We start from the raw sequence: 249 nt of genomic DNA, 5'->3' as shown, positions 1-249 counted from the left end.
ACGGCGGCCTTCTTTGACCACGCTCAAGAAGTTGGAGGTGCAGTTGCTGCATTCGCTGCTCTCGAACTGCGGGCTCTCTTGAAGCGCGCAATACAGCAGGAATGCATCCAGAAAGCGCGCTTGCGGCAGGTCGATGCCCACCGGCAGGAACGGGTTGATGTCCAGCAGGCGCACTTCAACGTACTGCACGCCACGGGCCACCAAGGCCTGGATCGGGCGCTCGCCGGTGTAGGTCACGCGCTTTGGGCG

1 pseudogene is annotated in these 249 nt (G+C 62.7%); it reads right to left on the bottom strand.

What is annotated here, in order from left to right:
* A pseudogene (locus tag GHN86_RS23265) lies at nucleotides 1–249 on the bottom strand (glutamate--cysteine ligase); the annotation flags it as partial.

This window comes from Pseudomonas helleri (assembly GCF_009600315.1).
Classification (GTDB): domain Bacteria; phylum Pseudomonadota; class Gammaproteobacteria; order Pseudomonadales; family Pseudomonadaceae; genus Aquipseudomonas; species Aquipseudomonas helleri_A.
The sequence above is the reverse complement of the archived record's forward strand: the minus strand, read 5'-3'. Positions and strand labels throughout refer to the sequence as shown.